The following is a 23400-nucleotide window of genomic DNA, read 5'->3' as shown; positions in this document are numbered from 1 at the left end:
GCCACCTGCATCGACTGCCATCAGAACCTGGTGCACAAGGAAGCTCCCGAAACCGACCTCAACGAAAGCATCAAGCAGGGCAAGCTGGTCCTCAAGACCGCATCCAAGGATGAAGACGAGGAGGAAGAAGAGGATGAGGAAGAGGAGTGATCCTGATCTTCACGGTTTTTAGAATTCATTAGCGGACTCCCTGTTTATTTTATCCAAGCCGCTGTTCTCCGCACTTACGCGAGGAGCAGCGGCTTTGATTACATAAGGGAATCGGCGAATTTGCTTCCTCCGGGAATCGCTGGAACTGCCATTTATTCATTCACCGCTACAGTTGCGCGGCCGGTAGGTGTCTATTTCGCAATTAAACGACTCAAATAAACGATCCAGATAAACCAATTCTAATAAACAGTCCAAAGACTAATTCATATCCTTGACTGGATCAGCTGCGAGATCAAGGTATCCGAGCCAGAAACGAATGCTGCGTAATTTCCCCCGCCCAAACACTACCTACTCCCACCGAATACGCGACTATTTCATCGCGACGCTTACATTTGTGTGCGTGGCTATCAGCTTGAATATGGACGCCAGCGGCAGTCTGGAGCAGCAAAATTTCATGGGGCTTATAGCCTGGACATTTTTGTCAGCATTGCTATGGGGGGAGAACAAGGAAGTACGGATGCAGGTCATCATCGCGGTCGCATTTGCCACCCTTGGTGAGCATTTCGCATCCATCTACATGGAGGGGTATACCTATCGATTCGGCAACGTGCCCGCTTATGTACCACCCGGCCATGGCATGGTTTATCTGACAGCAGTCGCGCTGGCCCGCTCAGGTCTCTTTTTGACACATGCACGCAAAATAGCGGCCCTGGTCGTCATAACATGCGGCGCCTGGTCAATTTGGGGAGTCAGCGGATATCCCACGCAGGGTGATCAGGTTGGGGCACTACTATTTTGCGTTTTTCTGGTCTACCTCTTCAAGGGCCGCTCCCCAATGGTTTATCTCGCCGCTTTTTTCATCACGACGTGGCTGGAATTAATCGGCACAGCCGCGGGAACCTGGAAGTGGGCGGCAATAGAACCTGTCCTGGGGCTGTCCCAGGGAAATCCGCCCAGCGGTGTTGCCGCCTGGTATTGTCTGGTCGACGCGGTGGCCATTGGCGCAGCTCCCGCTGTATTAAACGGTCTTAAAAAATGCACCGAGGGGTTTAAGGCGGAGAAACCTAAAAACGTTCATCAGGGCGCACGAAACGATTAGTTGAATTTTTTTAATTACCGCAAGTCTAATTTTTTATTTTGATGAAATTACCGCTGCAATCTCCTGTTTACTCCTTTTTTTCCTACTCTCCAAACGCCTCTATTGTCCGCAATTGGCACGCTTATGAGTTGTTTTTCCGGGACTTTCCCAACGGCTCCAGTTGGGTGGGTGCGAAGTAATGGATATGTCGTTCGCCCAACTCAATCTATCGCCTGAAATTCTGCGCGCCATAGCAGACCAGGGCTATACTGAACCCACCCCAATTCAGGCTCAGGCAATTCCGCTGATACTTGAAGGCAAGGACATCATGGGCGGTGCACAGACCGGCACCGGCAAGACGGCGGGCTTTACGCTGCCAATGCTGAGCCGCTTGCAACCCAGCGCCAACACCAGCGCTTCGCCCGCCAAGCACCCCACTCGCGCATTGATCCTGGCACCTACGCGCGAATTGGCAGTGCAGGTATATGAAAGCGTAAAAACCTATGGCAAATATCTATCCCTCCGATGCGCTGTTGTTTATGGAGGAATGGATATGGCGCCGCAGACCAGGGATTTGCGCGCGGGAGTTGAAATTCTCGTTGCCACGCCCGGACGTCTGCTCGACCACATCCAGCAAAAAACCGTAAACCTGTCGAAGGTGGAAATCCTCATACTGGATGAAGCCGACCGTATGCTGGACATGGGGTTTCTGCCCGATATCAAACGCATTCTCGCCCTGCTGCCACAGCAACGGCAGAGCCTGATGTTCTCGGCGACCTTCTCGGAAGAGATCAAGAAACTTGCAAACAAGCTCTTGCGCAACCCTGAGTTGATCGAAGTGGCAAGGCGCAATTCCATTGCCGAACTGATAACCCACGTAGTACATCCGGTGTCGCGGGACCGTAAGCGCGAGTTGCTGACGCACCTCATCAAGTCTCAGGATCTGCAACAGGTTCTGGTTTTTGTCCGTACCAAGCATGGCGCCAGCAGGTTGGCTCAGCAGTTACAACGGGATGGAATTACCGCGACTGCCATTCATGGCGACAAGAGTCAGCCTCAGCGCACCCAGGCACTGGAGGAGTTCAAACAAGGAATCGTGCGCGTACTAGTGGCAACCGATGTTGCGGCCCGGGGATTGGATATCGAAGACCTCCCCCATGTGGTCAACTTCGAATTGCCCACCACACCCGAGGATTATATTCATCGAATCGGCCGTACCGGCCGCGCCGGCACAAAAGGCGACGCGATTTCATTGGTGGGCGAGGATGAGAACGAGTTGCTCAGAGGAATTGAACAGCTCCTGAAATTCAAGCTTAACTCCGTGGTAGTTGCCGGATTCGAGCCTGAAACCCGGAAACATCCAATCGAGTCCGAAAGCGCACGAGAAAGGCGGCCCACTCGCAATAAATCCCACCCATCGGAACACAAGAAATCGTCTGAATCACGCGTCAGACGACCCGATGATTCTCATTCTGCCGCATACCAAAAGGGTGCGAACGGCTTCAAAGGCACGAAAACCGGGAAGGAGCATATGCGGGTGCACGGGAAAAGCTCCAAGACTCCGGAAGACCCATTGTTCAGCCAGCCCTATATCCCCGGCACTCCTTCCGCAGAGAGTACCGAAAGCAAGTCTGCCAAGGCCTCAGCTGATCATTCCCGCCACCGCCCTCCAAACAAACCCCTGGCCGCACTCTTCATGCCGCGATCCCCGGCAAAGCCCAAGCAGGATAGCTGAGTGCAGCGGTACTGTTCCTCGATTCCTCAACCCGTATCAGTACATCACCCTGATGCATGACATGGAGCGCTTGACATGGGAAAGCGCCTGACGAAGATATATACCCGTACCGGCGACGACGGAACCACCGGGTTGGGTGACGGCACACGAACCACCAAGGAGAGTTTACGTGTCGAGGCTATCGGCGTCGTGGACGAACTGAACAGCTTTATTGGTGTTTTGCTTGCGGAAAATCCCGAGGAGGAAGTGCGCATCAAATTGGAAGATATCCAGCATGACCTGTTCGATCTGGGCGGGGATCTGAGTATTCCCGGCCGCGCCAGCATGAGCGAAGCGCAAGTCAGCCGTTTGGAAAAGCAACTTGATGACTACAACATCTCACTGGCTGCGCTAAAGGAATTCATACTCCCCGGCGGAACCCGCGCGGCTTCCCTGTGCCACGTCGCGCGCGCAACCTGCCGGCGTGCCGAACGGTGTCTGGTAAGGCTTTACCGAACTGAACCGGCAATGCCGTCCCACATCGAGTACCTCAACCGCTTGTCCGACTTTCTGTTCGTATTATGCCGCATCCTGAACCATCAGCAGGGCGTAGAAGACGTGATGTGGCGACCTGGAAAAAATCGCCACCCGGCATAGAATTCGCCGTTCCTGTTTTGCATGCCTGATTAATGCGCGTCATTCCTTGCGCCGGAAGCTGTCGATCACCATCAACATCGCCCCGAGAAAAATTGCGGAATCCGCCACGTTAAAAGCCGGCCAGTGATAGCCGCCCGCATGGAAATCCAGAAAATCGACCACATGCCCCATGGTTATTCGATCCCACAGATTACCAAGCGCCCCGCCTAGTATCAGGCTTAGCGCAATACAGAACAACCTGTCGGCAGCGTGTTTACGCAGCAGATAAACGATCAGTACTGAAGCGCCCGCAGCAATCAAACTGAAAAACCAGCGCTGCCATCCGCTGGCGTCGCTTAGAAAGCTGAAGGCGGCACCTGCGTTATAGGCCAGCACCAGATTGAAAAAATTTGTCAGCGGGATCTGTTCGCCATTGAATAACTCGGCTTCCACCCAGCGCTTGCTGACCAGGTCCAGCACCAGGACTACCAGCGCCACAACCAGACTAAACTGCAGCTTCATCGTATCCTGCGCGCCATCGTATGAGGTTCCCCTGGTATCCTGGGGTGAGCTTCCTTACTAGGCATATCGCCGCGCCTCACCAGCGCCATAGAGATTGGCGATGCATCGGCCGCATATCGTTGGATGATCGGCATCCGTTCCCACCTCCTTGCGATAATGCCAGCAGCGTTCACATTTTGAATAAGCGCTTGGAACTACTGAAACCTCTTCCTTCGCGGACTCCGCCGCCCGCATCACACGCGCGGCCGATGTAACGGTTATCAGCCGAAGATCGTCACCCAACGAATCGAGCAGCAAAAAATCCTCCCCGTTGACATGAATTACGACCTCGGCAGCAAGCGATGAACCGATCTTCCCCTGACCGCGCGAATCTTCCAGCCGCCTTTGGACTTGCGAGCGTAATTCGCGAATCCTTGTCCAGCGTTGCATCAATGCTTCCTCGTCCGCTTGCGGAGGAAATTCGTGCCAGGTGTGCAGCAACACGCTATCCCGGGTATCTCCGGTAAGATGCTCCCATACCTCTTCAGCAGTAAAGCTCAGGATGGGCGCAAACAAGCGCACCAGGCTATGCGCGATGTGATACAGCGCATTCTGAGCCGAGCGGCGCGGAATACCTTGGGCGGCAGCGGTATAGAGGCGGTCCTTGAGAACGTCCAGGTAGAAACCGCCCAAATCCTCGGAACAGAAATTATGCAGCTGGTGAACGATCACGTGAAAATCGTAGCGCCGATAATTCTCCGCCAAATCGTCCTGCAGTTTCCGCGTGAATGCCAGCATGTAGCGGTCAATCTCCAGCCATTCCTCCAGCGCCACGGTATCCTTGGCGGGGTCGAAATCAGCCAGATTGGCGAGCAAAAAACGCAGTGTATTACGTATGCGCCGGTAGCTCTCCACCACTCGTTTCAGGATTTCATCGGAAATCGACAACTCTCCGGAATAGTCCGTGGACGCCACCCATAGCCGCAGAATATCGGCCCCGGATGTGTCCATCACCTTCTGTGGCGCGATAACGTTACCCTTGGATTTGCTCATCTTGTGACCATGGCCATCCACCACGAAACCATGTGTGAGCAACGCATCATACGGTGCACGGCCGCCAATCGCGCAGCCCGTCAGGAGCGAAGACTGAAACCATCCACGGTGCTGGTCGGAACCCTCCAGATAAAGATCAGCCGGATACTTGAGCTGAACATCCTGTTTAAGCACTGTGTCATGGGTCGTGCCCGAATCGAACCACACGTCGAGCGTGTCCTTGAGTTTTACATATTCCGGCGCGTCATCCCCTAGCAGTTCCGCCGGATCGAGACTAAACCATGCCTCGATTCCCTCTTGTTCCACGCGCTGTGCCACCTGCTCCAATAACTCATCGGTACGGGGATGCAGCTCATGGGTTTCTTTATTCACGAAAAGCGCCATCGGCACACCCCAGTTGCGCTGGCGCGAGACGCACCAGTCAGGCCGGTTTTTCACCATCGCCTCCAGCCGGGCCTTACCCCAGGATGGGTAAAAGGCGGTTGCCTCTACCGCGGTTGTCGCGGCTTCCCGCAAGGTTTCACCCACGCCATCCTGATTTACGCTCCTGATTTTCTTATCCATGGAAATAAACCACTGAGGCGTCGCGCGGAAGATGATCGGTGTCCTGTGACGCCAGCAATGTGGGTAACTGTGCTGAAGTTTTTCCGCCTTCAGCAAGAGGCCGTTCTTCTCCAGTTCCTGAATCACCACATCATTGGCTTTCCAGACAGAGAGACCACCGACGAGCGGCACGTGATCGAAAAATCGGCCATCACCGCCGACCGGGTTTTCCACCGGCAAACCATATTCCAGACCCACAATATAGTCATCCACGCCATGCGCCGGCGCGGTGTGTACAGCCCCTGTTCCTGCCTCCATGGTGACATGCTCTCCCAGGATAATGGGTACTTGCCGCGGATAGAATGGATGCTCCAGCAGAACATTTTCCAGTACGCTCCCGCTGCACTGGCCCAAAGGGCTGGCATCAGCCTTGTCAATGCCGTAGCGATCCAGCGCGCTGTCCATCAGAGCATCAGCGAGAAGCAAGCATTCACTTCCCAAGTCGACCGCAACGTAGTTTTCGTTGGGGTTCAGGCTCACCGCCTGATTGGCAGGCAGAGTCCATGGCGTTGTTGTCCAGATGACTACATACACCGGTTTGGCGGACACATCAGCCGAGATGAAAACATCCGCTGGCTTCAAAACTTTCCTCCATAACGCATCGGAATCGACTACCTTGAACTTCACATCTATCGCAGATGAAGTCTTGTCTTCATATTCCACTTCCGCCTCTGCCAACGCAGAGCCGCAGTCTATGCACCAGTTGACAGGCTTTTGTCCCTGGTAGAGATAGCCGCTTGCATGGATCTTTCCAAGCGCGCGAATGATTCCCGCCTCGGTCTTGTAATTCATGGTGAGATAAGGATTGTCCCAATCGCCCAGTACGCCAAGCCGAATGAAATCGGCTTTTTGCCGCACTACCTGTTGATAAGCAAACGCGCGGCACAGCTCCCGCACCTTGTCCCCCGGCAGGTTTTTACCGTGTTTTTTTTCAATCTGATGCTCAATCGGCAATCCATGGCAATCCCAGCCCGGTACATAAGGCGCATCGAAGCCAGCCAGCGTCTTTGACTTGATGATAATGTCCTTGAGAATCTTGTTGACCGCATGGCCGATGTGTATATCACCGTTGGCATACGGGGGACCATCGTGCAGCACGAATTTGGGACGGCCTTTGCAGACCTCGCGGATTTTCTGATAGAGATTCTTTTCCTGCCAGGCTTTGAGCATGACGGGTTCGCGCCTGGCGAGATCGCCGCGCATGGGGAAAGGCGTATCAGGCAGATTGAGCGTTTTTTTATAGTCAGTCATGGAATATTGAAAAAATAACGAACGTCAGTTCGATTTGTGCAGAAGGCTCTTTTCCGTAGGAGGGGACACGGACGATAACGACGAAAAATAGCGCTTCGCATCTTCCACGTCCCGTCCAATCTGCGTTATGAGCGTTTCAAGATCGGGATATTTTTCTTCATCCCGCAATTTACGCAGAAAATGCACCCGCAAGTGCTGGCCGTATATCTCGCGGTCGAAGTCGAACAGGTAGACTTCCAGCACGGGATTGCCATGCTCATGCACGGTGGGGCGCACGCCAAGGCTGGCGACGCCCTGCAAAGCACTCACCGTATCTGTTGCCGACGATGGCTCCGTAGCCCCATGAGTTTCTATCTCGACTTCTACCGCAAAGATTCCCGACAAGGGAGCCCGATTGTGTTTCAATTGAATATTGGCGGTGGGAAAACCGATCTTCTTACCCAGCTTGTCGCCGCTCACCACACGTCCGCTGATACTGTAGGGGCGCCCCAGCAAACGTTTGACAAAATCCAGATCACCCGCGGCCAGAGCCTTTCGCACCGCCGTGCTTGAAACCCGTACACCGTCTACGATATAACCCGGCATTTCTTCCACCTCGAAACCGCATTGCGCGGAAAATGCCTTCAGCATGGCAAAATCCCCGGCACGGCGCGCCCCAAAGCGGAAATCGTCCCCTACCAGAATCCAGCGAACAGCGAGCCCTTGCTGGAGGATATGGACAATGAAATCTTCCGCGCTGATTCTGGCGAAATCGAAATTGAAACGGCATACCTGCACCCGATCCACCCCCGCCGCCGCCAGCAATTCCAGCTTCTCCCGCAGGCTGGTGAGCCGCGTGGGCGCCTTATCCGGTGCGAAAAACTCGCGCGGATGAGGCTCGAAAATCATGACACAAGTGGCAAGACCGAGCCGATTGGCGGCTTCTTTCAAACCGGCGAGCATCGCCTGATGACCCAGGTGAACCCCATCGAAATTGCCTATGGTGAGGGCAACGGGAGCTTCAGCCTGAACAGGAATGCCATGGGAGATACGCATGCGTATAGCTGCTAAAATGCTGAATTGTAGCTTGTTTTGCCCGAGTGGGTCTAGAACGGTAACATTTTAAATCTGCTCCCCCACGGTTTTGTAGGATGGGTAGAGTGAAACGCGACCCATCATCCGATTGATTTTGCACCAACGAACCCATAGCTCAGACACGCTCGGTAGCCCGCGGCAGATGCGTCGCGCCAAATGCTCTTGTGTTCCAATGAATTTTGCGCTGTGCTAGAATTGCGCACTTCAAAAAGCCAGAGGTCGTCACGTAATCCTCCTCCTGCGGCAGCATGCAACAGCTTCAGAAGGCCAAGTAGCTCAGTCGGTAGAGCAGAGGACTGAAAATCCTTGTGTCGGTGGTTCGATTCCGCCCTTGGCCACCATATTACTGTTTCACTTTGTCCCGAAGTTCCAAAAGCGCGCTCTCAGCGGCTTTTTCATTGGCTATACAACTAGTAATCCAGTCTGTCGCGAATGATGCAGTTGGCGCACCGCTGGCTACTACGGCATACACGGATTTCATTAGCGCGCTTCGGGCGATCTGGCAGCTGATGTACCTATGCCTACGCAGCAATCATGAGCCGCGCTCAATTACGGTGCTTGCTAGGTTACCCGGTACTACAGATCAGCCGCGCAGGCAGCCTCCGATTCTTGATAACACCCAGTCCATCGCCACCAGTCAGACCCCTAATACTCTGACCGCCGGCGCATCAACTGATTGCTCGGAATCTACGTGGGAGACTTTTCCAGCGTGATCTATTTCATGCGCGAGGGCGTATTGGTGCAACTCCTGAAGGAGCTGTTCGCCCAAACCGGAGAAACCGGCTTTGCTTGCCATACCAAGGTGGATGTAGCAGTGACCTATCCTGCTGCCCTGTGGCGTTAGACCGTAAACAGTGCATGGCAGGCAGTACCAAACGAGACCCCTAGCAGCCTGTCGGACTTCCCGGATTGAAAATTCGCAGACAACTAACAAATTACCATTGCAAAAATGGTATAGTTTTAGTTATTAATCAACCAACTGGATGTGTTTCCATGAGCCGCTTCAAGTCCATCAGACGCGGCATGAACTACCTGTTCCCACCCTCGATGAACGATTGGCTGCCAGAACATCATCTGGCACGATTTATTGTTGAAATCGTCGAGCAACTGGACCTGAAGCCCATGGAGCGCGCCTACGGCACAAGCGGAACTGCCCCATTCCATCCGGCATTACTCCTGTGTATCCTGGTTTACGGCTACGCCACCGGCGTGTTCTCCAGCCGCAAACTGAAAAATGCCACCTATGATTCAGTGGCGTTTCGCTTTGTGGCCGCAGACGAACACCCCGACCACGACACCTTGAACACCTTCCGCAAACGCTTCCTGCCAGAAATCGAAGTATTGATGGTGCAAGTGCTGATGATTGCCCGCACCCTGGGCGTACTCCATCTTGGCAACATTGCGTTGGACGGCAGCAAGCTCAAAGCCAACGCATCCAAGTACAGCGCACTGAGTTATGGGTATATCAGGAAACTGGAAAAACAACTGACAGGCGAAGTCAAGAAACTCATGGCGTTGGCTGAAGCGGCGAACAATGAGAAGATACCCGATGGCATCAACCTGCCCGAAGAGATCGCCCGCCGTGAAGACCGGCTCAAGGTCATCGCCGCAGCCAAAATCAAGATTGAAGCACGCGCCAAAGAACGGTTCGATCAGGAACAAGCCGCCTACCAGGCCAAGCTGGATAAGCGTGCGGCCAAATCAAGGGAAAGCGGCAAGCCCCCGCGAGGTAAGGCGCCTGTTGCGCCGATAGAGGGAGTGCAGGACAAAGACCAGATCAATCTCACCGACGAAGCATCCCGCATCATGAAGGTGGCAGGCGGCGGATTTGATCAATGCTACAACGGCCAGATTGCCGTGGATATGGACAGCATGCTGATCGTGACGGCTGGCGTCGTGCAGGCGTGCAACGACAAACAGCAGGTGGTAGCGGCACTCGATCAACTCCAGACTTTGCCGGTTGAACTGGGTCAGCCGCTCAACCTGGTGGCGGATACCGGTTACTTCTCCGAGGCCAACGTCTTGGCCTGTGGTGAGCATTCCATTACTCCGTTAATTGCGGTGGGCAGGGAGGCGCATCATCCTGACCCGCTGGAACGCTTTACCGAACTGCCACCACTGGAAAAAGATACAACGCAGGTGGAGAAGATGCGTCATTTGCTATTGACGAGGGCGGGACGGGCGCTCTATGCGAGACGCAAATGCACGGTGGAGCCGGTGATTGGCATCATCAAGGCGATATTGGGATTCCGCCAGTTCTCACTACGCGGACTGGAAAGCGTCAAGGGCGAGTTGAATCTGGTGGCGATGGCGTGGAACTTGAAGCGAATGTTTGTACTGGCAGGATAGCTTGGAGCAGCAACAGCATGATTGACGACGGCAACACCATTTATGGGCGTCAAGAAGCAATTTGAGGGAAACCTGGAAATCTGTTTTATGAAAACATGGTCAAATCTGCCTGGTAATCCAGGGTTGCGGGCAGATTTGATGAGAAGGCCGACAGGATGCTAGCTCGAAAGGCTGGGGTTTTTGTTTTGCAAGGGACAAAAGTGCCGGGTCTGCACTCCCCATTTCTAAAGGCGCGCGTATGTAATAATGCTGAGCTAACACTATATTATTTTGAAAATAAAATGCGTACCTTGAAAGAAATCGAAACTGTTTGGTCTGTTCTTGGCGACGTAGAAAAATTAGCTAGAGACACGATGCGAGAGGAGCTTTCGTCTTGGGAGCAGATTGTAAAAGTATGCGTCGAAGCAGGCATGCTAGCCCCGATTCTTAATGCAAAGAATCACGGGCAGCTTCCTTTTATTGCCGCTGCTCCTTTCCTAAAGCGAGCAATTAACGATCTTCGCTGCATCTGGTTACTCGTGGAAATGGGGTATTCGTCACAAGCGGCAAGTGTGGGCGCCTCAGTATTTGAAAATGCGTTAACGGCGGCAGTATTGGCGAGCTCAGAAAAGCTAGCCAGAGAAGCAATGAAAGTAAGATATGCCGAAATACCGTGGGGAGCAAAAAAGCTAGCTCAATTGAATGCTCGTCAATGGATCGAGTTACAGACCAAGTTGAGCAAGAGGATCTTCCCTGGCGAGTATGAAGATTTATGGACTATTTCTTACTATCATTACAAGTGGTTATGCCAGATCAAACATCCAACTTGGCAGTCAGTGTCCCATGACTCAAAATCGACTGGTAGAAAAGGTAATTTTTATTCTGTCTTGCCCTTGCCAAACAATTTGCACGAAGATATGCAGGTGAAGTTTTGTATTCTTGGTGGATCAGTAGGGAAGGTATTGGAGGCCATCAAGTCCTTTTCGATCTATCTTGAGTGTGATGAGGCCACAAAGGAATATATAGCTTTTGAAGAAAAGGTGAACGAAGCACACTTCGGAGTAATTGAGTTAATGAAAAAAATTAAAGATAACCCCTCTCCGATCCGCGTTCTTGATGAAAGCTTTATCAAAACCGATTTTTCCACGTTTAAAAAATGGGAAATGGACGTTTAAGGATCGGTAGAAAACTTTGTTTAGCCAGCACAGATTATTTCTACGTATACCAATCGTATTCTCATAGTAAAGATTGAGTATTTTAAACCTAGCATTCATGTACTAGGGATTGGGGGTACATTTAGGGGTGCAAATAAAAATTATAGTCCCGCTAATCCTTAGTTGGCGCAAGATAAACTGGGCTATTCGAGTGTTCCATATTAATTGTACCGCTCCATCTCAAAAAGTCTTAGCGTCCGCGATTCCTGGTTTTTTTCGTTTATTCAACTCTCCAGCGTATCCAGTCCAATCTATCAGTTTTTTTGACTCTTATTGGCTATCCATAAAAGCTAAACATCAAACGCTTCTAGTAATAATTATATGTCATTATTTATATGACATAATAGGTTTTGCTAGAAAATCCAGTTTAGTAGTTTCAGCTAAAATTATGTGAACCCAATAATAATTTGAGGAGAAATTAAGACCTGTCATCACTTGATTGGTCTAACCTCGGTCGGATGAGGCTGCTATATGATCTCTTTGGCGCACTGATTCTTGTATGAGGATTCCCTGACTGGGACAGGTAACTTGTAGTCGACCAAAATGACCAGTAAAGACTTGCTGTTGCTCGAACGTTTAAAAGAAAAATCCTATGGATACATCATTGCAATTATTTGGGACCATTAGAACGGCCGACGAAATTTTGAACGCCATGCTGTGCATGGACATTGATCGTCCTGATGAGGCCATGATGCATTGGTGGGGTGAAAAAACAAATTCAGCAGCGGTGCTAGTTCGATTACTAAGGGGAAATAATGAAGCTGTCAGACTAGAGCCATTAGATATCTATGGGATTAACCAATACGGCGGTTTGCGGTTAGACAAACTTTCCGACGTTGACGCAGGGTATGTTCAAGGGTTTAGTGCCACCCTTCAAGAGAAAAATAAAATGCTCGTGGGCAAGTGGGTCCACGAATCAGGTCGAGAAGGAGAAATTATCCTTTCGCCATACAGTTCTTCTGACGACCTGATTCCAGAACATTGTGCAAATTGGAATGAATTCAAGGACTGGGTGCACCATGTGCGGCTAGAAGGCGATGCGCTGATTTTCCGGGGTCACGGAAGCAACAACTTTCGGCTAAGGACTACCTTGAGCCGAGCTGGTAGACATCGTCTCGAAAGATACTACGCTGAAACTTTTCCAGACTTTAGAGTACACGCAGAAGTGGCGCTAGGAAAAAAATTCAATTTATCAGACCTTGACGATTATTCGACGTTACTTGGTCTCGCTCAGCATCACGGATTACCAACACCGCTGCTGGACTGGACAAGATCTCCTTATATCGCGGCATTCTTTGCATTCTCCGATGCTATTGAATCATGGGAAACGCGACAGTCGGAATCGCACGTCCGCATCTATGGCCTGACTCGAGACTTTGTGAACGAAACGTTAACACCAGTGGTAACGCTGCCATATTATAGGTCGTATATCGCTTCTATATCCATTCTACCGAGAAATAATCTCCGGCTATACGCGCAACAAGGCGAGTTTCTTGTAACCAACATAGCTGATGTCGAACACTTTATTTGCTCAACCGAAAAAAGATTGGGGAGAAAGTTCTTATTTGCCGCAGACGTTCCAATTGATTGCGCCACCGAGGCGCTAGAGGATCTCCAGTTTATGGGACTTACTGCAGCAAGAATGTTTCCCGGCTTGGATGGTGTTTGCCGAATGATGAAACAGACAATGTTAACTAGGCCTCACCGGTTGCCGCTAGCGTCGAAATCGACAAGCTAAATATTGGACATCAGAACAATTTCAAAATCGATGCCTCACCGGAACAAAACGTGCGATTAGCGCACGCAATCATCAGCCTTGATTTGAGGCTTTGACTCTATTGAAATAAATAAACTGCGGCATGGCAAATAATAATTTCTTGCGTGACTATTAATTACTTTTAACATAAGTTTCATAAGTTTCGATTTTACGCAGAGTTTGCTTTCAAAATCGTTAATGTGGGATGCACATGCCCAAAACCAGCGCCGGCATCCTCCCCTATCGCAGACGATCCGGTCAGCTCGAAGTATTGCTCGTTCACCCAGGCGGACCCTTCTGGGTCAACAAAGACCTCGGCTCATGGTCGATAGCCAAGGGTGAATACGAGGAAGGGGAAGAACCCCTTCAGGCCGCGCTGAGGGAGTTCTTTGAAGAAACAGGTCACAAGCCAACCGGCCCGTTCCTGCCACTTACACGGCGCAAGCTGGCCAGCGGGAAGCTCGTGGACGCATGGGCTACGGAAAGCGACTGGGACACTTCCCATTTAGTCTCGAATACCTTCAGCATCGAGTGGCCGAAGGGTTCAGGAGTTCGCGAGTTTCCGGAAGTGGATCGCGCTGAGTGGTTCGAAATATCCGAGGCTATCCGCAGGATTCGCCCGGCACAAGTGGGCTTTATTGATGAGCTGGTCGAAAAATTGATGTGCTAGCTTGCGATGTATCAGCACTTGCCAGAGCTGATACTGCTCATATTACAAATCATTCACAGCGTCAAATCATTCATGGCAGGCGCGCATATCCGCACTTCCCTCATTTTTTTCTTCCAAGCAGAAACTCTTCTTGCTTATGGTATTCAAATGCTTGTAATACTATAATCAGCAAATTTTCCAATTCTTCACCGGACTCGCCGGTTACTACCTTGTCTTCAATGCAGTTATTCGCCTTTGGGATCAACCACCAGACCGCGCCGCTGGACGTGCGCGAGCAAGTGTCGTTTCCGGAAGATGCGATGGAGCATGCATTGCACGATCTCGTGGGTCATCGCCCGGTGAGGGAGGCGGCGATTGTTTCCACCTGCAATCGTACGGAAATTTATTGCAGTACCGAGAAGCCAGAGGAAGCGACCCACTGGTTGGCGGACTTTCATCACTTGCAGGCGCGGGAACTGGATCCGTATCTCTACAGATTGCCGCGCGAACAAGCGGTGAAGCATGCCTTTCGCGTGGCCAGCGGACTGGATTCGATGGTGCTGGGCGAACCGCAGATACTCGGTCAGTTGAAAAGTGCGGTGAAGTCGGCCGAGCATGCCGGTACATTGGGCATGCTGCTCCACAAGCTGTTCCAGCGTACTTTCTTTGTCGCAAAAGAGGTTCGCAGCTCCACCGAGATCGGCGCGAATTCCGTTTCCATGGCTGCGGCCGCAGCGCGGCTCGCTGAGCGGATTTTTGGCGATATAGCCGAGCAGCGTGTGCTATTCATCGGTGCGGGCGAGATGATCGAATTATGCGCAAGTCATTTTGCCGCACGCCATCCGAAGCGCCTCACCGTGGCTAATCGCACTACTGAACGGGCACAGGTTCTGGCGCATCGTTTCAATGGGCAGGTCATTACGCTGAACGAGCTCCCCGAGCAGCTGGCGCTGCACGATATCGTGGTGACTTGTACCGCGAGCACGCTTCCCATACTCGGCAAAGGCATGCTGGAGCGCGCGATCAAGGCGCGGAAGCACCGGCCGATTTTCATGGTGGATCTGGCCGTGCCGCGCGATGTCGAGCCCGAAGTGGCTGAACTGGATGATGTGTTTCTCTATTCCGTGGACGATCTTGCCGATATCGTCAAGGAAGGACTCGATTCGCGCCAGGGCGCGGTAGCGCAGGCTGAGGCGATTATCGACACTAACGTAGTCAATTTCATGCACTGGCTGGAGTCGCGCCAGGTTGTTCCAACCATCCGGGCCCTGCGCGACCAGGCCGAACGGTATCGGCGCCACGAACTGGAGCGAGCCACGAAGCTTCTCGCCAAAGGGGAGGACCCGCAAAAAATCATCGAATCCTTGAGTAATAGTCTGACCAACAAATTCCTGCATATACCCTCCTACGCGCTCAATCACGCCGCAACCGACGAGCGTGACGATTTGGTCGACCTGATCAGCCGCCTGTACCATCTCCATCGTCCGGAATGAATAAGAGCATAGCTGTCAAGCTCACGCAGCTTAGCGTGCGCCTGGAGGAGTTGAATCGTCTGTTAAGTAGCGAGAGCATTACCGCCAATCTCGACAACTATCGCAAGCTCACGCGCGAGCGTGCGGAGATTGCGCCGGTAGTCGAGCTTTACGATGCATACCTGCAAAGCGAGCGTGATATTCATACCGCGCAGGAGATGACCGGCGATGCCGAAATGCGCGAGTTTGCCGATGCCGAAATACGCGATGCCAAAGAGAAGCTCGTGCGATTCGGAGCAGAATTGCAGAAACAGTTGCTGCCCAAGGACCCTAACGATGAACGTAACATTTTTCTGGAAATTCGCGCCGGCACAGGCGGGGACGAGTCGGCGCTGTTTGCCGGCGATCTGTTTCGCATGTATGCGCGTTTTGCCGAACGCCAGCGCTGGCAGGTCGAGATAATTTCGCAAAGCCCCTCCGATGCGGGCGGTTATAAGGAAATCATTGCCAAGATCATCGGTAATGGCGCCTACTCCAAACTCAAGTTCGAATCCGGAGGCCACCGGGTTCAGCGTGTACCTGCCACGGAGACCCAGGGACGCATTCACACTTCCGCGTGTACTGTCGCCGTCATGCCTGAGGCGGACGAGGTCATGGACGTGGTGTTGAACCCCGCAGAGTTAAGGATTGATACTTACCGTGCTTCCGGCGCCGGCGGTCAGCATATCAACAAGACTGATTCCGCGGTGCGCGTGACTCACCTGCCGACCGGCATCGTGGTCGAGTGCCAGGATGGACGTTCGCAGCACAAAAACAAGGCGCAGGCAATGAGTGTGCTGGCTGCGCGAATCCGTGACAAGCAGACCCAGGAGCAGCAAAGCAAGCAGGCTGCGACACGCAAGTCCCTGATTGGCAGCGGCGACCGATCAGGCCGTATTCGTACCTATAATTTCCCCCAGGGGCGAATAACCGATCATCGTATCAATCTTACGCTTTACAAGATCGAGCAGATCATGGACGGAGATTTGACCGAACTTTGTTCTGCGCTCATGTCCGAGCATCAGGCGGAGCAGTTGAAAGCGATGGGGGTGTAGATAGCGCATTGTCTGGGCCCTACTCATTGTTGGCGCTCTGCTTCCGGGTTTCCCGCTGTTTCTTCCCTGCCTCGCTCAGCGGCGTTATAGCCGGGATTCGCGGCTGAATCGTAAGATGAAATTCAATCCCTCCATGCGGCAGATCACGATACGGGAAGCGCTGCTTCAGGCAGGCCGCGACATTGGCGATATCGAGGCACGAATGCTGTTGCAGCATGTGCTAAACGTGAGCCAAGCCTACCTTATTGTTCACTGCGAGCAGGCGCTCACCGCCGATCAGGCGCGATCCTTTCGGCTGTTGACAGGACGGCGTACTCATGGCGAGCCTGTCGCCTATCTCACGGGCCGACGCGAGTTTTACAGTCTCGATTTTACCGTCACCCCTGCAGTACTCATTCCCCGGCCTGAAACGGAATTAATGGTGGACCTTGCGCTGGCGCAAATTCCGCCAGGCCTTTCCTGCAAAATTCTTGATCTTGGAACCGGCAGCGGCGCTATCGCGCTGTGCATAGCAAAGCATCGTCCGGTGGCGGAAGTCACCGCTGTCGATTTTTCCGCCGATGCCGTAGCGATTGCAAGAACGAATGCGAAGCAGTTGAATGTGGGCAACGTGCGCATTCTGGAAGCCGACTGGTTCAATGGACTTGCCGGTGAGAAATTCAACCTCATTGTGTCCAATCCCCCCTATGTCGCGGCTGGCGACTCTCACCTCACTCAAGGCGATTTGCGCTTCGAACCACGCATGGCGCTGACGGCTGGAGGCGAAGGTCTTGACTGCCTTCGATCAATCATCGCTTCCGCTCCGGCTCACTTGGTCGCGGGAGGCGTGCTGTTGCTTGAACATGGTTACGACCAGGCGGAAATTTGCAGGCAATTGCTGAGTGAAGCCGGGTTCGGAGACGTATTTTCTCATCCAGATCTGGCGGGCATCATGCGGGTCAGCGGTGGAAGCCTGATTGTTTCCTGAAAGAAGCTGTTAAAATGGAAATCGACCAGCGGAATCAAATCCCTTGAAAAGGGTCTGACTTTCCCATAAGCTGATTTGCAGTTTATTCAATTTCAAGAGAAAAAGGAGCAGACATGAATACCCAGGAAACCATCAAGCAGCAGGTAACCACTCATCCCGTGGTGCTCTACATGAAAGGCACGCCGGGAGCCCCTCAATGCGGTTTTTCCGCCCATGCGGTAAAGGTTCTCAACGCCTGCGGGGTGGATGATATTTTCGCCGTGGATGTGCTTGCCGAACCTGAAATCCGGCAGGGCATCAAGGAATACTCAAACTGGCCGACTATTCCGCAACTCTATGTCAACGGTGAGTTTGTCGGAGGTTCGGATATCGTCAGCGAAATGTACCAGAGCGGTGAACTGCAGAAATTACTCAAGAAATAATTCAGGTTAAGCGCTCGGGGTGATGTGTGCTGACTTGCAGCACACAAGTGTGCCCGGTTCATATAAGCCCAACCGCTCGGGCGCCTTGGATACCTATTCATGGGCAACTCAGGCGTTGATCTGCCGTTGCCGCTGCGTTCAGGAACTGCAATAAGGGGTATAAGGGATATGCAAAATCTCGCCTGGACTGAGCTTTATTCAGCGGTTTCGTAACAGATGGCGGCGGCTCGTGGCTTACACGCTCATCGCTGCCGCGATTGCCCAGTACCGCACGAACTTTCCGATAGCCATGAACAGCATCGCCAATATCCAGTTTATCCGGAGCCAACCCGCGGCGACACACAACAGATCACCGATTATCGGCACCCACGCCAGCAGCAGGACGGGGCTGCCGTAACTGCGCACCCACTCGAGGCCTCGCATGTTGCCCCCGGATTGTTTCAGAAGTGCTTTTTCGTCAGGTAAGAAGAGCCCGATAGCATACGAACTCATGCCGCCCATGGTGTTGCCCAATGAGGCAAACCCCAGAGCAGGCCAGAAAAGCTGAGGGTAAGCTGTCAAAACACCAAATAGTACGGCCTCCGAGCTGCCGGGTAGCAATGTGGCAGAAAGGAAACTGCTGGTGAATAGTGCCAGTAAGCTCGATTGCTCATCCATAGACTTTTCTGAAAAAATTAACCCGCAGTTTTGCCCGTAGTTTTTGTCTGAGGAACCTCAGCGCAAATTCTACGCGCGCGCGAAGGCAGCTTTGATGGATGGGATGATCCAACCAACAAGGAAGGCAGCGACACGAATGGGCAACCGCACAAGGCGGAGCAGGGCCCTCTGGAGGAAAGTGCGGCCAGCGCCGGGGATGTCGTGTTCATGCTGCTGGCGCCCGGTGAATCATCTCATTTTACCAGTTCAGTTGGCAAACAGGCGCGGCTGCGGAGAGCTTGTTCCCAAGTTCCGCAATGCGCCACGAATGGCAGTCTGGCTGGATCTTTACGGCGCCGAGCTTGGACCATACCGGTCGGGTTAATCCAAAATTTGACTTAAAGGCCTTTTTTCGGCGATGATATGTTGGCCGATTACCCATCTCTGTTCAAGAGGAAAACCATGACAACTGACGTGACATTCAAACAAAAGATCGATTCCATCATTAATGCCAGACACCTGCTCAAGCATCCTTTTTATGTGGCCTGGACGGAAGGCAAGCTCACCAAAGAACAATTACGCGGGTATGCGGAACAATATTTTCATAATGTGCTGGCCGAGCCCACCTACCTGAGCGCGGTACATTTCAATACTCCGCATTTTCACACTGAGTCAAATAGCGGCGACATCAGCGTACGTCAGGAAGTGCTCAAAAATCTGATCAGCGAAGAGCATGGCGAAAAAAACCATCCTGCCCTGTGGAAGAATTTTGCTCTGGCCCTGGGTTCCAGCGACAACGATCTGGCCAGTGCGAACGCCCTGCCGGGAACTGCCAGACTGGTGGCAACATTCAGGGACATTTGCCTGAACCAGCCGTTTTACGCCGGCCTTGCGGCAATGCACGCCTTTGAATCTCAGGTGCCGTCCATCGCTTCCGTAAAAATCGATGGGCTGGAGAGATATTATGGAATGAGCGACCCTGCGAGTTACGAGTTCTTTACCGTACACCAGGAAGCCGACATACATCACTCGCAAGCGGAGTGGACATTGATCGAGCGCTTTGCCGATACCCCGGAGAAACAGGCTGAGGTGGCGGCAGCGACTACCCGGGCATGTGATGCGCTATGGGGTTTTCTTGATGGCGTCTATGAGAATTATTGTTCGGATTTTGTCTGCGAAGACGAGGTAGTTACCCTGCATTAACAATCGCATTCTGGGGAGCAAGCGATGTGCCGGCATGTCGCTTGCTCCCCAGACGATTTTTCCGGTTGTCTCCTTGGTTTGCCGAGGGGGAAAGCCCTCCTCGGTAAATCCTATTCCAGCGGGATGATTCCATCCAGCGTAGCGAAACACGTATTCCTCGCTGTTGTCAGAAAGTCGCGCAGATAGGGGCGGGAAGCCGTCTCGGTAAGTGTTGACGCATACAAATCGCTCCATAGTCCATGTGTGCTGATGCGGCGGGCGATCACATAGTCATGATCCACATAGTTTTTAAGACCCCAACTGGGCAGTGCCGCTATACCACGCCGACTGGCTACCAATTGAAGAATAGCCACGGTCAGTTCCGCCGTGCGCCGCTCGGGGTGGATGCCGGCGGGTTTCAGCACGTTGAGAATCAGGTCGATTCTGTCTTCCGGCACAGGATAGGTAATAAGGGTTTCATCGGCAAAGTCTGCCGCATGCAATATCCGTTTTCTGCGCAAGGGGTGCTCCGGGGCCAGCACTGCGAGAATCTCGAACCGAAATAGCGGATGGTCGACTATGCCGCGCTGCCGCTTGTGTTCCGATCCGATCACCACATCTGCTCCACCTTCCTCCAGTAGTTTGACAGGATCGCTGTGGAACCCGGAAACGAGATCCAGTTCCACATCCGGCCAATGCTGACGGAATGCATCCATGAGCGGCATCAGCCAATCGAAACAGGTATGGCATTCCAGCGCTATGCGCAAACTGCCTGTTGCCTGTTGCGACATCTTTGCAAGACTCCGCTCGGTTGCCTGAATTTCTTCCAGTACTTTTCCTGCTAGCGCAACCAGGCGTTTCCCGGCATCGGTCAGTTCAACGGCTTGCCCCCGGCGCTGTATTATCGAAAGCCCATAATGGCTCTGCAGCGCCTTGATCTGATGTGATAAGGCAGATTGCGTCAGATGTACCCGCTTGGCGGCGCGCGAAACGCTGCCTGTTTCGTGCAGTGCTGCGAGTGTACGGAGATGGCGTAATTCAAGAATGGATACGAGTGACATAGTCATGAGTTTTGATATGAATTATATTCATTAATATTTTATAAATTTTCATTTGATTCATAGATCAGTCTGCCACACAATCGTTCCTTACTGCAATTGCAACTAACGTGGGGGCAATCACTATGGCACTGACACACAACCTGGGTTTCCCGCGCATTGGCGCGGGGCGGGAGTTGAAGAAGGCGCTTGAGGCATACTGGCGTGGCGACATCAATAATGAGCGGCTGGAAGCCACAGCGGCGGAATTGCGGAAGCGGCACTGGACTTTGCAGCGGGACAATGGCATTGATCTTATCCCAGCCGGAGATTTTGCGCTGTATGACCAGATGCTGAATATGACAGCGTTGCTCGGTGCGACACCTGCGCGATTTAATGCAGGCGGCGGTGATGTCGGCCTGGACTTATATTTCGCGATGGCGCGTGGAACCGCGAATCAGCCCGCCATGGAGATGACCAAGTGGTTCGATACCAACTACCATTACATCGTACCGGAATTCGACGCGCACACCACGTTTCGTATCGGTTCATCGCAACTCTTCAATGAAGTGGCTGAAGCCCGCGCTCTCGGCATTTCTCCAAAAGTGGTACTGATCGGACCGCTGACTTATTTATACCTGGGCAAGGAGACCGCTCCTGGGCTCAGCCGCCTCGACCTGCTGGCGGATTTGCTGCCGGTCTACCGGGATATTCTTGCCCGGCTTGCTTCCCTGGGCGTGGAATGGGTGCAAATTGACGAGCCGCTGCTGGCGCTTGATCTGGACGCTGACTGGCTGAGCAGCCTGGAGGCGGCGTATGCTGCGTTGCGGGAGTCCGGAACGAAGCTGCCGAAGCTGTTATTGACGACCTATTTCGAAGCCGTGGACAATCATGCTGCCCGCTTGAAGAAGCTGCCGGTAGACGGCTTGCATATCGATTTATGCCGCGCACCGGGTCAGCTCGATACTTTTCTCGATGACTATCCGGCGGGTAAAGTGCTGTCTCTGGGTGTCGTCGATGGACGCAACGTGTGGCGCGCCGATCTCGTGCAGGCATTCTCGATTCTGTCACGCGCACAGTCCATCCTGGGTGAAAGATTGTGGATTGCGCCCAGCTGTTCGCTTTTGCATTGCCCGGTCGATCTCGAACTGGAAACCCGGTTGGATGATGAAACCAGGGGTTGGCTTGCTTTTTCCGCGCAGAAATTGAGTGAGATTTCAACCCTCGGACGAGGTTTGAATCAGGGAGAAGATGCGATACGCGACGCATTGGACGCGTCTGTCAAAGCAAGACAAGCGCGTGCGGAATCGCCGCGCATACACAGCCCGGTAATGCAGGAGCGCCTGCAACGCCTGACGCAGGATGATATCGGGCGTGCAAATCCGTTCGCCGTGCGCCAGGTGCTGCAACGGGAGCGTCTACAGCTTCCTCTTTTACCCACCACAACCATCGGCTCATTTCCCCAGACACCGGAGATCCGTCAGGCTCGCGCAGCTTTCAAAAAAGGCGAACTCGGCAATTTGCAGTATCTGGAAGCGATGCGCGACGAGATACGGCTGGTAATAAAAAAGCAGGAGGAAATCGGTCTGGACGTATTCGTGCATGGAGAACCCGAGCGTAACGATATGGTGGAGTATTTCGGCGAGCAGTTGTGGGGCTACGCATTCACCGAAAACGGATGGGTTCAAAGCTACGGGTCCCGCTGCGTAAAGCCGCCGATTCTCTATGGTGATATCTACCGTCCCGAGCCGATGACCGTGGATTGGATTCAATACGCACAAAGCCAGACCGAAAAACCGGTCAAAGGCATGTTGACGGGTCCGATAACAATGCTGATGTGGTCGTTCGTGCGCGACGATCAACCGCGTTCCCTCACGGCCCTCCAGCTCGCGCTTGCCATCCGCGATGAAGTTGTCGATCTGGAGCACGCTGGCATAGGCATTATTCAGATTGATGAACCGGCCTTTCGCGAAGGATTGCCGCTTAAAAAATGCGATTGGAACGGATATCTCCAATGGGCAGTGGAAGCATTCCGCGTAGCCAGCTCTGGCGTAAGGGATGAGACCCAGATACACACCCATATGTGCTATTCGGAATTCCACGATATTCTGCCGGCCATTGCGGATATGGACGCGGACGTGATTACGATCGAAACCTCGCGCTCACGAATGGAGCTGCTGGACGCATTCGGCCATTTCAAGTATCCCAACGAGATAGGCCCGGGTGTGTACGACATTCACTCGCCGCGGATTCCTCAAACCAGGGAAATGCTGGAATTGTTGGAAAAAGCTTGTCAGGTGATCGATCCGGAACAACTATGGGTCAACCCCGATTGCGGCTTGAAAACACGCGGTTGGCCGGAAGTCGTCACAGCCTTGAAGCGGATGGTCGAGGCTGCGGCCCTGTTACGCGCCCGCCTGGAAGTTTCGCAAACTGAATCCGCCGATGCAACAGCATGAGCCAATCGTGAAATCGGGATACAAGCCACGCCAGCACGTGAAGCAAGTCCTACCTCGAAGATCGGCATAGGTAGGGGCTGAAAACCGTAACCCATCGTAATCACTTCGATGGGTTACGCTACGC

General features: G+C 52.9%; 19 protein-coding genes and 1 tRNA gene. 15 read left to right on the top strand and 5 right to left on the bottom strand.

Annotation, left to right across the window (positions count from 1 at the left end; translation table 11 throughout):
* The first annotated feature begins 466 nt into the window (after positions 1-466).
* The 3 genes from BMX66_RS08695 to BMX66_RS08685 all read left to right on the top strand — a co-directional run bounded on the left by BMX66_RS08695 (position 467) and on the right by BMX66_RS08685 (position 3599).
* A complete protein-coding gene (locus BMX66_RS08695) occupies positions 467-1249 on the top strand; it encodes a hypothetical protein (protein ID WP_090880974.1) in 783 nt (260 codons plus the stop codon).
* Between the two features lie 184 nt (positions 1250-1433).
* Positions 1434-2963, top strand: a complete 1530-nt coding sequence (locus tag BMX66_RS08690; RefSeq protein ID WP_090881138.1) for a DEAD/DEAH box helicase — start codon at positions 1434-1436, stop codon at positions 2961-2963.
* Between the two features lie 75 nt (positions 2964-3038).
* Positions 3039-3599 carry a cob(I)yrinic acid a,c-diamide adenosyltransferase gene (locus BMX66_RS08685; RefSeq protein WP_090880971.1) on the top strand — a complete coding sequence of 187 codons (561 nt, stop codon included), beginning with the start codon at positions 3039-3041 and terminating at the stop codon, positions 3597-3599.
* 39 nt (positions 3600-3638) lie between these two features.
* Here BMX66_RS08685 and lspA read toward each other — a convergent pair whose 3' ends face one another.
* The 3 genes from lspA to BMX66_RS08670 are packed head-to-tail and all read right to left on the bottom strand — an operon-like array spanning position 3639 to position 8021.
* Positions 3639-4100, bottom strand: coding sequence for a signal peptidase II (gene lspA / locus BMX66_RS08680; RefSeq protein WP_090880968.1), 462 nt, complete (start codon positions 4098-4100; stop codon positions 3639-3641).
* Between the two features lie 57 nt (positions 4101-4157).
* The gene (gene ileS / locus BMX66_RS08675; RefSeq protein ID WP_090880965.1) at positions 4158-6986 is read right to left on the bottom strand and encodes an isoleucine--tRNA ligase; all 2829 of its coding nucleotides are present in this window, start codon (positions 6984-6986) and stop codon (positions 4158-4160) included.
* A gap of 24 nt (positions 6987-7010) precedes the next feature.
* Positions 7011-8021, bottom strand: a complete 1011-nt coding sequence (locus BMX66_RS08670; protein WP_090880962.1) for a bifunctional riboflavin kinase/FAD synthetase — start codon at positions 8019-8021, stop codon at positions 7011-7013.
* A 304-nt stretch (positions 8022-8325) separates the two neighbouring features.
* On the opposite strand from BMX66_RS08670, the gene BMX66_RS08665 reads away from it, so the two are divergent.
* The 10 genes from BMX66_RS08665 to grxD all read left to right on the top strand — a co-directional run bounded on the left by BMX66_RS08665 (position 8326) and on the right by grxD (position 17962).
* A tRNA-Phe gene (locus BMX66_RS08665) sits at positions 8326-8401 on the top strand.
* Positions 8402-8736: 335 nt separating this feature from the next.
* Positions 8737-8904 (top strand): phage major capsid protein, encoded by a 168-nt coding sequence (locus BMX66_RS08660; protein WP_143058218.1) that lies wholly within the window; start codon positions 8737-8739, stop codon positions 8902-8904.
* A 149-nt stretch (positions 8905-9053) separates the two neighbouring features.
* The gene (locus BMX66_RS08655; RefSeq protein ID WP_090880956.1) at positions 9054-10409 is read left to right on the top strand and encodes a transposase; all 1356 of its coding nucleotides are present in this window, start codon (positions 9054-9056) and stop codon (positions 10407-10409) included.
* A 155-nt stretch (positions 10410-10564) separates the two neighbouring features.
* Positions 10565-11563 (top strand): hypothetical protein, encoded by a 999-nt coding sequence (locus BMX66_RS08650; protein WP_090880953.1) that lies wholly within the window; start codon positions 10565-10567, stop codon positions 11561-11563.
* A 631-nt stretch (positions 11564-12194) separates the two neighbouring features.
* Complete coding sequence (locus BMX66_RS08645) at positions 12195-13340, top strand: FRG domain-containing protein (RefSeq protein ID WP_090880950.1); 1146 nt, start codon at positions 12195-12197, stop codon at positions 13338-13340.
* Positions 13341-13569: 229 nt separating this feature from the next.
* Positions 13570-14028 carry an NUDIX hydrolase gene (locus BMX66_RS08640; protein WP_090880947.1) on the top strand — a complete coding sequence of 153 codons (459 nt, stop codon included), beginning with the start codon at positions 13570-13572 and terminating at the stop codon, positions 14026-14028.
* Positions 14029-14246: 218 nt separating this feature from the next.
* Positions 14247-15500, top strand: a complete 1254-nt coding sequence (gene hemA, locus BMX66_RS08635; RefSeq protein ID WP_090880944.1) for a glutamyl-tRNA reductase — start codon at positions 14247-14249, stop codon at positions 15498-15500.
* Complete coding sequence (gene prfA / locus BMX66_RS08630) at positions 15497-16573, top strand: peptide chain release factor 1 (protein WP_090880941.1); 1077 nt, start codon at positions 15497-15499, stop codon at positions 16571-16573. Before hemA ends, prfA begins: the two co-directional genes overlap by 4 nt.
* Positions 16574-16688: 115 nt before the next feature.
* Positions 16689-17540, top strand: a complete 852-nt coding sequence (gene prmC, locus BMX66_RS08625; RefSeq protein WP_255398873.1) for a peptide chain release factor N(5)-glutamine methyltransferase — start codon at positions 16689-16691, stop codon at positions 17538-17540.
* A 113-nt stretch (positions 17541-17653) separates the two neighbouring features.
* Positions 17654-17962: a Grx4 family monothiol glutaredoxin gene (grxD, locus tag BMX66_RS08620; RefSeq protein WP_090880938.1), complete on the top strand. Its 309-nt coding sequence runs from the start codon at positions 17654-17656 to the stop codon at positions 17960-17962.
* 234 nt (positions 17963-18196) lie between these two features.
* On the opposite strand, the gene BMX66_RS08615 is transcribed toward grxD, so the two are convergent.
* Complete coding sequence (locus BMX66_RS08615; protein WP_090880935.1) at positions 18197-18619, bottom strand: YqaA family protein; 423 nt, start codon at positions 18617-18619, stop codon at positions 18197-18199.
* A gap of 441 nt (positions 18620-19060) precedes the next feature.
* Between BMX66_RS08615 and BMX66_RS08610 the strand changes: the two genes are divergently transcribed.
* Complete coding sequence (locus BMX66_RS08610) at positions 19061-19801, top strand: 4-aminobenzoate synthase (RefSeq protein WP_090881132.1); 741 nt, start codon at positions 19061-19063, stop codon at positions 19799-19801.
* Between the two features lie 110 nt (positions 19802-19911).
* Here the strand turns inward: BMX66_RS08610 and BMX66_RS08605 are convergent, their stop codons facing one another.
* Positions 19912-20847: a LysR family transcriptional regulator gene (locus BMX66_RS08605; RefSeq protein ID WP_255398872.1), complete on the bottom strand. Its 936-nt coding sequence runs from the start codon at positions 20845-20847 to the stop codon at positions 19912-19914.
* Positions 20848-20963: 116 nt separating this feature from the next.
* Here BMX66_RS08605 and metE point away from each other — a divergent pair, with 116 nt between their 5' ends.
* The gene (gene metE, locus BMX66_RS08600) at positions 20964-23276 is read left to right on the top strand and encodes a 5-methyltetrahydropteroyltriglutamate--homocysteine S-methyltransferase (RefSeq protein ID WP_090880932.1); all 2313 of its coding nucleotides are present in this window, start codon (positions 20964-20966) and stop codon (positions 23274-23276) included.
* Positions 23277-23400 lie beyond the last annotated feature (124 nt).

The organism is Nitrosovibrio sp. Nv6 (assembly GCF_900110495.1).
Taxonomy (GTDB): Bacteria; Pseudomonadota; Gammaproteobacteria; order Burkholderiales; family Nitrosomonadaceae; genus Nitrosospira.
The sequence above is the reverse complement of the archived record's forward strand: the minus strand, read 5'-3'. Positions and strand labels throughout refer to the sequence as shown.

Bases quoted from the DNA above. Each gene is read 5' to 3' on its own strand.
- BMX66_RS08695 (WP_090880974.1), top strand. From the start codon at position 467: ATGCTGCGTAATTTCCCCCGCCCAAACACTACCTACTCCCACCGAATA.
- BMX66_RS08690 (WP_090881138.1), top strand. From the start codon at position 1,434: ATGTCGTTCGCCCAACTCAATCTATCGCCTGAAATTCTGCGCGCCATA.
- BMX66_RS08685 (WP_090880971.1), top strand. From the start codon at position 3,039: ATGGGAAAGCGCCTGACGAAGATATATACCCGTACCGGCGACGACGGA.
- lspA (WP_090880968.1), bottom strand. From the start codon at position 4,100: ATGAAGCTGCAGTTTAGTCTGGTTGTGGCGCTGGTAGTCCTGGTGCTG.
- ileS (WP_090880965.1), bottom strand. From the start codon at position 6,986: ATGACTGACTATAAAAAAACGCTCAATCTGCCTGATACGCCTTTCCCC.
- BMX66_RS08670 (WP_090880962.1), bottom strand. From the start codon at position 8,021: ATGCGTATCTCCCATGGCATTCCTGTTCAGGCTGAAGCTCCCGTTGCC.
- BMX66_RS08655 (WP_090880956.1), top strand. From the start codon at position 9,054: ATGAGCCGCTTCAAGTCCATCAGACGCGGCATGAACTACCTGTTCCCA.
- BMX66_RS08650 (WP_090880953.1), top strand. From the start codon at position 10,565: ATGCTAGCTCGAAAGGCTGGGGTTTTTGTTTTGCAAGGGACAAAAGTG.
- BMX66_RS08645 (WP_090880950.1), top strand. From the start codon at position 12,195: ATGGATACATCATTGCAATTATTTGGGACCATTAGAACGGCCGACGAA.
- BMX66_RS08640 (WP_090880947.1), top strand. From the start codon at position 13,570: ATGCCCAAAACCAGCGCCGGCATCCTCCCCTATCGCAGACGATCCGGT.
- hemA (WP_090880944.1), top strand. From the start codon at position 14,247: ATGCAGTTATTCGCCTTTGGGATCAACCACCAGACCGCGCCGCTGGAC.
- prfA (WP_090880941.1), top strand. From the start codon at position 15,497: ATGAATAAGAGCATAGCTGTCAAGCTCACGCAGCTTAGCGTGCGCCTG.
- prmC (WP_255398873.1), top strand. From the start codon at position 16,689: ATGAAATTCAATCCCTCCATGCGGCAGATCACGATACGGGAAGCGCTG.
- grxD (WP_090880938.1), top strand. From the start codon at position 17,654: ATGAATACCCAGGAAACCATCAAGCAGCAGGTAACCACTCATCCCGTG.
- BMX66_RS08615 (WP_090880935.1), bottom strand. From the start codon at position 18,619: ATGGATGAGCAATCGAGCTTACTGGCACTATTCACCAGCAGTTTCCTT.
- BMX66_RS08610 (WP_090881132.1), top strand. From the start codon at position 19,061: ATGACAACTGACGTGACATTCAAACAAAAGATCGATTCCATCATTAAT.
- BMX66_RS08605 (WP_255398872.1), bottom strand. From the start codon at position 20,847: ATGACTATGTCACTCGTATCCATTCTTGAATTACGCCATCTCCGTACA.
- metE (WP_090880932.1), top strand. From the start codon at position 20,964: ATGGCACTGACACACAACCTGGGTTTCCCGCGCATTGGCGCGGGGCGG.